This window comes from Methylomonas rosea, from assembly GCF_024505055.1.
Lineage (GTDB): Bacteria > Pseudomonadota > Gammaproteobacteria > Methylococcales > Methylomonadaceae > Methylomonas > Methylomonas rosea.
In genome coordinates this window covers 36,047-45,181 of sequence record NZ_JANIBL010000040.1, presented here as the reverse complement: position 1 = coordinate 45,181, position 9,135 = coordinate 36,047, and the positions used below count along the sequence as shown (strand labels likewise).

Below are 9,135 nucleotides of genomic sequence, written 5' to 3'. Positions count from 1 at the left end.
AACCATCGCCGCCGCTTAAAAACGGAACGCCGGCAAGAACCGGATCAAGACGTGAAAAACACATCATGAAAAGCGAAGATATTGGAGCAGATTTTTTTGAAGGCCAGCTCGCGAAAACTCAACAATTAGCGAGCTTTCGCGAGCAGGAAGGAAAAACAGAAGCCGTATGATTTGCCGATCACTAACTATCGTAGAGGCACTGGCATGGCAGAAAATCCGGATCAAGAAAAAAGCAAACGTCCGAACATTAGTCGGCCGGTATTCGAACGGTCGTTCAAGGTCAACAGTGAACAAGCCATACGCGTGATTCGCAATAGCTATGATCGGCTGATCAGATCGTTATATGCCATCGATGTGATTTTGCGCATTGTCGGCCAGGAACAGGCTATCGATGAGATTGAAGCGATTGTCAGTAGCATGATCGCCGAATGCGCTGAACAGCTACAGCAGGAAAAAGCCCGTCTGGAAAAACTCAAAGCCGACAACGGAATCGACGAAACGCCGACTTATACGCACCCCAGGGAGTTTGTGGCCAAGATCGCATCGCCGCAGATTGCCCAGTTCGTCGAATTGATTCGGCTACTCGATCAATTAATGATCCACATGGATACCTTGTGGCTGTGCCAAGTCATCAACAATAAACATTGCATCGAAGCCCGCTATCAGTGGCAGCAGCGGTTACAGCGCTTGGCCAATCGGATTGTCACCATTGAACGGCAAGCGCATCGGGCGGCTTATGCGCAGGGACATGGAGAAGAGGTTCGGTTGGCACGGCAGGAATCTGGACTGCAAGTCGAGCCGGAAACTGTTTCGGAAGAAGAATCCGTCGCTGATGAAAATGACTCGATTAAACTAGCGGATGATGGCGCCAGATGACAACCGAACCGGATGAAGTCTGCTTGCTGGTTCAGGTGTCCGATCAGGAAGCTTGGGATTTGGCGCAATTCTTAAAGCGGGTTGGTTACTCGGATTTTCGCAGCAATGCTGTCGATGATGAGGAAGCGTACCGCATGCTGGCTGCTGCAGCCAAAGTGAGTAGATCCTTGGGAAGCCTGGGGTATGGCCCAAGATAGCAACCCGATAATGCGCTAGGGCATGCAAAATTCCGTGTCTTCGACATAAAATTACAGTTATTGCCAACTATACATGACAATATAAATAGTAAAATGCTAATATTGCCTAATGAGAGTCTCAAAAGAAGAACTGATTGCCGTATTGGCCCAATTCAATCCCTGGTGGCGTGGTGAACCTATTGCCGATCTACCGGATTGGCAGCGGGCTGCTTCGCGCGAGTTAAATCGTTGGATCAATAACCCACCGGTCCATCGTGCCATCTTGTTGTCCGGTGCGCGCCAGGTCGGCAAAACCACACTGTTGCAACAACAGATCGACTCGCTGTTAAAGCAAGGCATCCCAGTCGCCAATATTCTCTATGCCACCTTCGACCATCCGATACTCAAACTTGCTGGTATCGAAGCCGTACTGGAAGCTTGGCGTGAACGTGAACCCCGTGTGGACGGCCCGGAATATTTATTCCTCGACGAAGCCCAATTCATTCGTGATTGGGGGACTTGGGTCAAACACCAGATCGATTTCAACAAACAGCGCCGCATTGTGTTTACCGGTTCGGCGATGCCCTTGGTGGAAGCCGATCAGGAGTCCGGCGTCGGTCGTTGGCATACCATTCGGCTGACCACGCTGTCATTCTACGAATATCTGCAAATCAAACAGCTGCAACTGCCGCCGCTCCCGCCGCTAAAAAGCCTGACCGAGCTATTCGATTGGACACCGCCGCAGTTTTACCGGGCGCAAGAAATCGCCGTGCCCTATGTCGGCCATTTTCACGAATATCTGATTCGCGGTGGCTTTCCGCAAACCGCTCAGGTGGAAAGCATTACCCAGGCTCAGCGCCTGCTACGCGAAGACATCATCGACAAGGCGCTCAAGCGCGATATGACCGCGTTATTCGGTGTGCGCCGAATTCTCGATCTTGAACATACCTTCCTGTATCTGTGCATGCACGACGGCGGTTTGCTGAATATCACCGATTTGTCCAGCAATCTGGAAGTCAAACGTCCCACAGCCCAGCATTTCATCGAACTCCTGGAAGCCTGCCATTTGATCTATCGGCTGCCGCCGTTTGGTTATGGCAAAGACGTACTCAAAGGGCGTTTCAAAATTTATCTGGCCGATGCCGCCATCGCCCCCGCCGTATTGCTCAAGGGCAAAAGCGTCATCGACGATCCTGCCGCCTTGGGCGTGGCAACCGAAACTGCGGTGTTTAAACATCTGTTTGCGCGTTATTATTCCCAGAACGTGCGATTTACCTACTGGCGTGGCAAACAAGAACGCGAGGTCGATTTGGTGGCTGAAGTTGGCGGGCAATTGATTCCCTTCGAAGTAAAATACCGCGCCCAGCATACCGGCGCACGCGAATTGAAAGGTTTGATCGAACTATGCGAGCAAAAGAAAATCGCCCGTGGCTATGTTGTCACCAAATCGCTAGCTGACTTCGGCCTGATGACCGGGCTGCCGCAAACCGGCGAGACTGCTAGCCAAATCATGCGTCTGCCAGCACCATTATTATGTTACTGGATGGGTGCGGCGGAGCTGAATCAACCGGACTAACGATGTAGTTCGTATAACGGCTGATAGGGGCCATGGCTCGAGTCAACTCAAAGGGTTGCCGACTTGTAATGGAACGATGCCAGGAATCTTCGCGATATTGACAAGCTACACCAATCCGAGCGAATTTGTCACCTATAAAACATCGCCGCAAATTGCAGAGTTTGTCGAACTGATTCGACTGTTGGAGCAATACCCCCATTGTTAATCCGATGAGAAACGTTGAAGAGTGGGTGGGTAGGTAGTCTCCATAAATAGTTGACTATGCGCTTCCCTCATTCAATGAAAGCCAATTTTTTCATACCTGCACATGAACCCGCGAAGGATACCTGTTAAATCATTGCGATGAACTACATAGTAAGCCGGTTGCTTCTTTGTATGCGGTGTCTGGCATGTGCCTGAAAATGAGATGGAATTAACTGAACAGTTTAACTTTTTTGGATTTGTACAGCCCGGTTATTACACCGTTTCTGTAAACAAACGATGCCAACCGTAGATGTGTGTTAAGTGCTTTACTGCAGAACTAAATTAGTCAGATATTTTGACTTTTATTTTTAAATCATAAAAGTTCTTTAATAGCACTACAGATATCTTCCGATGGAACAGTTGTCGTTAGGTGGCTCCATGAAACCCTGATCGATCCAGCAATTTTCTCTTTGCTTAGCCCCATAGAAGATAGAACGTGAGATGGTGTATAGCTATTAGAAGTACAGGCTGAACCATTTGAAACTGCGGCAATACCTTTTAATCTTACCATTACTGCCTCGGAGTTCACTCCGGGCACTGAAAAGTTCAAAACATAAGGTGAGGCTGGATTACCAATGAACTCAGCATTTAAAGCTTTTAAGGTTTCCATTAAATTGGCTTTTAAACCTGCCGAATGCTCGCACCACTTTTGTGCATTCTTTTGGGCTAACTCACAAGCCAATCCAAAACCAGCAATCAATGGAACGGCCAACGTACCAGGCCTAAGTCCTTTCTCTTGGCCCCCACCAAAATAAATTGGTATTAGGGGTGGCTTAATAAAACCTCTTCGACGGAGGATGAGTGCGCCTATACCTTTGGGCGCATAAAATTTATGCCCGCTAACACTAATTAAATCAATTCGTGGATTATCTAGATCGTAGGGGTATTTACCGAAGCTCTGAGCCGCATCCACATGCAAGTAAGCCTCATGCGAAGCAAGAGCCTGACAAACCTCGCCAATAGGCTGAATTGAGCCTGTCTCATTGTTGACATGCATAATAGAAACCAAACAAGTTTCATCACGTAAAGCCGCTTTGAAATCATTAATATCAATCAGCCCCCCTTGATCAGCATTGAGATACGTAACATCAAACCCCCGTTTTTGAAGATACTTTACGGGCTCAAGAACAGCTTTATGCTCTATTTTTGTTGTGATGATGTGTTTTTTGTCATTCGCCTCGGCGAATTCACGTAAGCCCAAAATCGCAATGTTATTGCTCTCTGTCGCACCACTTGTGAAAATCACCTCTGTTTTATCTGCACCAACAATATTAGCAACCCGCTCTCTTGCTAGCTCTACAGCCCTTTTAGCGGCAACACCAAATTCGTGGGTCCTGCTGCCCGCATTACCGAACTCATCAACCATCATTTTATAAACTAAATCTGCCACCTCTGGGAGGACTGGCGTAGTAGCGTTGTAGTCAAGGTAGATAGTCATAGGAGTCTGATTAGGCGACAAAGTTAGAGACTTAGTGGGCAAGCTTTGATAGTATATCCCCTGTTGTTCGGACGAACAAATAGAGTTTTCGTTCGAACAAGTATTGGCAATAGAGGGTGATGAGTTTGAGTAATATCGTATCCGGAATTAGTTTTCCAGCTATCCGAGGCACACAAGCGGGCAATGAGTATTTTATTGTCATGTGTCCTTTAAAAAGACTTAAAAAAATATTTACCTTCGATGAGTCAACATTGTGCGCTGAAGATAGAGCTCAACGGTTACTTAATCTCGGCCGGATTCCACAAATAAGTAAGTACATTCACCAAAATAGATTTGATTACGCATTTTCATCTTTAACAGCATGTATTGAAGGGCATTGTTCTTTTCAGCCAATAAATTCTGAAGGGCACGGCTCAAAAATAGGTAATCTTTTAGTTGACGATGATGCTGAATTTTATATTACAGACGGACAACACCGATCAGCTGCGATTAACAGAGCTCTCGAAGAAGATCCTAGCTTGGGTGATGAAACTATCTCGGTGGTTTTCTTTGTTAATAAGGACTTAAAACAAAGGCAAAAAATATTTAGAGATCTAAATCTTTACCCGGTAAAAGCAAGCAAATCAACAGCCGTGCTTTATGGAGATGCTCCAGAAGAATTGCTCTCAAATGAAGTCGCAAATAAAAGTGCATTCTTTAAAGGTGTTATCGACTTCTCTGATAACAGTCTCAGTGCCCGATCATCCAAGTTTTTCATGCACAGCTCCTTATATGCAGCGAATATGGAGCTAGTAAAAGATGTCACGTCAGAAAACTGGAAAAACAAAGCAGAAGAGGCAATAAGCTTTTGGGATTGTTTAGCGGAAAATCTACCATTGTGGCAACAAGCCAAAAGTCATCAAATTAAACCTGAAGATCGTAAACACTATGTGTTGTTTAGAGCGATTGTTTTGAAAAGCTTTGCAATTCTCGGGTATGAATTATTAGTAAATCATAAAAATTGGCGATCCATTCTAAACGAACTAAAAACGGTTGATTGGGACAGGTCGAACAAACAAATGTGGGAAGGCCGCTGCTATAACAATGGAAGAATGGATCATAGCAATGTTGCTGCATTACTAACAGTTAATGTTCTAAAGCGTCATTTAGGGCTTTCCCTTACAGCGGAGCAACAAAAACAAGAAATCAAGTTTAATGGATCCAATGATGGCAAGTGAGCAAACAATTAAAGCCTACTCCGCATTTAGCGATAAAGGCCTAAAAAATACAATAGAAGGCGCTAAAGCTCACGTTAAACAGCTATATCTATCTGATCAAATTCCTTGGGTGATCGGTTACAGTGGTGGCAAAGACTCCACGGCAATTTTGCAGCTAATCTGGTGCGCATTACTCGAGCTTAAAATAGATGATAAATGCCACAAAGATGTACATGTGATTAGCACGGATACACTGGTAGAGAACCCATTTGTTGCTATGTGGGTAGAGAAGTCGCTCGAACGCATGAAAGAAGCAACAGAACAACAAGGCTTACCTATTATCCCTCACAGGTTGACGCCAGCAGTGAAAGATCGTTTTTGGGTTAACTTAATAGGAAAGGGTTATCCAGCCCCACGCTATAAATTTCGTTGGTGCACTGACCGGTTAAAAATATCGCCTTCTAATACTTTCATAAATAGCCTTGTCGACCAACGAGGCGAAGCTATTTTAGTGCTGGGTACTCGCAAAGCAGAAAGCACTGCACGCTCTGCATCAATGGAGTATTACGAGAATATTGAAACCAATACCCGTAAAGCTGATGGGTTAACTGCCAATGGTAGCTTGGATCGGGTGTGGGTCTACACACCGATTGCCAATTGGACCAATGATGATGTATGGGTATATCTGAATTCAGTACAAAATCCTTGGAACTTCACAAACCAAGATTTAATGGGTATGTATCAAGGTGCAACAGAAGGAGGTGAATGTCCCTTAGTTGTCGATAAAAGCACACAAAGTTGTGGTGATAGTCGTTTTGGATGCTATGTCTGCACCATGGTCTCGGAAGATAAATCAATGTCGGCAATGATTGCGAATGACGAGGAAAAAGAATGGATGCTACCTTTGCTTGCACTGCGAAACGAAATTGACGTTAATGATGCCAATAGAGATAAAAAATTAGACAAACTTCGCCGAGATAAGAGTCGGCGCGACTTCCGACGCATGAACGGTGCACTCACCGTTCATATCTCAAAACATGGTGCCGATATTGTGCCTGGCCCTTATGTTCAGCAATTCCGCGAGGAATTGTTAAAGAAAGTACTAGCCGCGCAACAAGCTGTCCAAAGGCTTGGGCCAGACCAAGTCAAAAATCTTGAGTTACTTCCTTTGGAAGAATTAGAAGAGATACGCCGAATATGGCTAGAGGAAAAACTCGAAGTTGAAGACAGTTTGCCTGGTATCTATGAGCATGTGCTCGGCAAAGCCTATCCTGGGAAAAAACGGGCTCACCACCCAATTCTTAATGAACAAGTATTGAACAAATTAAAACTACATTGTAGTGAGCATGGTGATTCAGATGGATTGATGTATCAACAAATTCGCTCAGTTATGGCCATTGCCAATAATCACAAAAATCAGTTGCGTCGAGCAAATCTAGCCAATGAACTCAACGAAAGCTTAGAAAAAGGCGCTTTCTATTCGCTCGAAGAAGCAAAAAAATTCGCTTTAGAACGCAAACGCCATGAACTGCAAATTCAACTAGATAACTCTCCAAGCCTGGCACCGCAAGATAAAGATAATCTGGGCGAACAAATAGCCATCATTACACGCTCAATTAATGAACATGGGTACAGCTCATTGCTGATTGAAACAGAGGAAGTCAGCGATGATTTTTGAAGAACTTATTATCGAAAACTTCGGTATTTACCAAGGTGAACATGTTGTTGATTTACGAGTTAAAGATGGAAAGCCTGTTGTTTTGTTTGGTGCGCTGAACGGTGGAGGTAAAACTACGTTTCTAGATGCCTTACAGCTTGTGTTGTATGGCAAGCATGCCAAGTGTTCGAACCGTGCAGGTATTGCTTATGGTACTTTTTTGGCAAGTTGCAAAAATCGATTTACCAACAATGATGCGCCAGTTCGCCTGTCATTGTCGTTTAAACACCAGACAAATAATTCCGTACGCGAATTTAAGGTTGAGCGTAGTTGGACGGCTAAAGGCTTTACCGATCCGAAAGACAAGGTAAAAGTATGGTGCGACGATGAATATGATGAACACCTTAGCCAGTATTGGGATGAATTTGTAAATGAGTTCATTCCTCTTACTTTGTCAGATTTATTCTTTTTCGATGGTGAAAAAATTGAAAATCTCGCCCATCCTCAACGTTCTTCTGAGCTAGTTAAAACCGGCATCGAAAATCTGTTGGGTTTAGACTTACTCAGTCAATTACAACTTGACCTAGGACAGCTTGAGAAAAAGCGTAGAAGCGGAAATGTCGACCAAAGTGTAATGGCAAAAGTGTCCGCCTGCGAAGACGAGATGGGGCAGTACAATGTGACTATTTCAGATCTAAAAAAAGATATTGCAGAGTTAGAGCAACAGGTCAGTGACACCAACATCGCAATAAATAAAGCACGCCAGGCTGTTCGTAACGCTGGCGCCCATCTAATTGAAAAGCGCGACGAAATAAAGTTTGAATTAGGATCAGTCGAAGCAAAACTCAAACTGAATAAAGCTGAACAGATTAAACTTGCAGCAGGTGTTGGTCCGTTAGGCTTGGTTTCAGAACTCATCGAACAAACAAAAACAAAGATCAAACTCGAAACCGAAGCCCACCAAGCCAAAGTACTCGATAAAGCAATTTGTGAGTATGAGGCAAAAATTTTGGCAAGCCTTAAGGCAGCTGGCACACCAATGGATGCGATCACAAAGGTTAATAGCACCATGGCGGAATTGGCAACAGAGCGTAAGAAGCTTGCCGATATTGAATGCTACCTTAATACTGACCTAAGTATTTTTAATGGGCTAGATGAACGTATAGCAGAGGAGTCAAAGCAGCGTAAGCAACTTAAGAAAACGGAAGCTGATTTGCTCGAGAAGCAAGCTCTTTTGCAGAAACAACTTGATACCATTCCAGATTACGATTCTGTTCGGCACTTGATTGCTGAACTGGCCGGATGTGAGGCCACTTTTAAGAACATGCATGTGCGTTTAAGGCAGAAACAGCAGTTATTAGAACAAGCTCAAGCTAAGAGCAATGTTTTATCGCAGCGCTATACCAATTTATTGGCGCAGCAGAATAAAGACACCTTTGAGCAAAAACGCGCTATTCAGGTCAGTGAACACATTAAAAAGCTAAAAACCACGTTACAAGGCTTTGCTGAGCAATTGGTTGCAGAAAATATTGAGCGATTAGAAATGCTTGTCAAACAGAAGTTCGATGCACTGGGTCGTAAAGAGCAGTTAATAAGTGCATTGAGTATCTCGCCAGTAAGTTTTGAAATAACATTGTTTGACGCAAATAACCAACCTCTGGAACCAAATAAACTTTCCGCAGGTGAGCGCCAGTTATTGGCAATAGCCATTTTATGGGGCCTTGCAGAAGCGTCAGGCAAAGAGTTACCGACAGTAATCGATACTCCATTAGGGCGCTTAGATGGAAAACACCGTACTAACTTGGTAAATAATTATTTTCCTAAAGCGAGCCAACAGGTTATTTTGCTTTCTACTGACGAAGAAATTGTCGGCGAATACTACGAACAATTAAAGCCAGCCATAAGTAACGAATACCATATTAATTACGACGAGAAAGCCAAGACATCTAGCTTTACTAAGGGATATTTTTAAT

General features: G+C 44.3%; 7 protein-coding genes. 6 read left to right on the top strand and 1 reads right to left on the bottom strand.

Annotated elements, in window-relative coordinates:
* Positions 1 to 204 precede the first annotated feature (204 nt).
* From NP589_RS13420 to NP589_RS13410, 3 genes are all read left to right on the top strand, one after another.
* Entirely contained in the window at positions 205 to 876 is a 672-nt protein-coding gene (locus tag NP589_RS13420; RefSeq protein ID WP_256607458.1) for a hypothetical protein, read from the top strand.
* Positions 873 to 1,073 (top strand): DUF7706 family protein, encoded by a 201-nt coding sequence (locus tag NP589_RS13415; protein ID WP_256607457.1) that lies wholly within the window; start codon positions 873 to 875, stop codon positions 1,071 to 1,073. The genes NP589_RS13420 and NP589_RS13415 overlap by 4 nt, the downstream gene beginning before the upstream one ends.
* A 109-nt stretch (positions 1,074 to 1,182) precedes the next feature.
* Positions 1,183 to 2,628, top strand: coding sequence for an ATP-binding protein (locus NP589_RS13410; RefSeq protein WP_256607456.1), 1,446 nt, complete (start codon positions 1,183 to 1,185; stop codon positions 2,626 to 2,628).
* A 556-nt stretch (positions 2,629 to 3,184) separates the two neighbouring features.
* On the opposite strand, the gene dndA is transcribed toward NP589_RS13410, so the two are convergent.
* A complete protein-coding gene (gene dndA, locus NP589_RS13405) occupies positions 3,185 to 4,309 on the bottom strand; it encodes a cysteine desulfurase DndA (RefSeq protein WP_256607455.1) in 1,125 nt (374 codons plus the stop codon).
* Between the two features lie 125 nt (positions 4,310 to 4,434).
* Here dndA and dndB point away from each other — a divergent pair, with 125 nt between their 5' ends.
* The 3 genes from dndB to dndD are packed head-to-tail and all read left to right on the top strand — an operon-like array spanning position 4,435 to position 9,134.
* A complete protein-coding gene (dndB, locus tag NP589_RS13400; RefSeq protein WP_256607454.1) occupies positions 4,435 to 5,526 on the top strand; it encodes a DNA sulfur modification protein DndB in 1,092 nt (363 codons plus the stop codon).
* The gene (gene dndC / locus NP589_RS13395) at positions 5,504 to 7,183 is read left to right on the top strand and encodes a DNA phosphorothioation system sulfurtransferase DndC (protein ID WP_256607453.1); all 1,680 of its coding nucleotides are present in this window, start codon (positions 5,504 to 5,506) and stop codon (positions 7,181 to 7,183) included. Before dndB ends, dndC begins: the two co-directional genes overlap by 23 nt.
* A complete protein-coding gene (dndD, locus tag NP589_RS13390) occupies positions 7,173 to 9,134 on the top strand; it encodes a DNA sulfur modification protein DndD (protein ID WP_256607452.1) in 1,962 nt (653 codons plus the stop codon). The genes dndC and dndD overlap by 11 nt, the downstream gene beginning before the upstream one ends.
* The last annotated feature ends 1 nt before the right edge of the window (position 9,135 follow it).

Bases quoted from the DNA above. Each gene is read 5' to 3' on its own strand.
- NP589_RS13420 (WP_256607458.1), top strand. From the start codon at position 205: ATGGCAGAAAATCCGGATCAAGAAAAAAGCAAACGTCCGAACATTAGT.
- NP589_RS13415 (WP_256607457.1), top strand. From the start codon at position 873: ATGACAACCGAACCGGATGAAGTCTGCTTGCTGGTTCAGGTGTCCGAT.
- NP589_RS13410 (WP_256607456.1), top strand. From the start codon at position 1,183: ATGAGAGTCTCAAAAGAAGAACTGATTGCCGTATTGGCCCAATTCAAT.
- dndA (WP_256607455.1), bottom strand. From the start codon at position 4,309: ATGACTATCTACCTTGACTACAACGCTACTACGCCAGTCCTCCCAGAG.
- dndC (WP_256607453.1), top strand. From the start codon at position 5,504: ATGGATCCAATGATGGCAAGTGAGCAAACAATTAAAGCCTACTCCGCA.
- dndD (WP_256607452.1), top strand. From the start codon at position 7,173: ATGATTTTTGAAGAACTTATTATCGAAAACTTCGGTATTTACCAAGGT.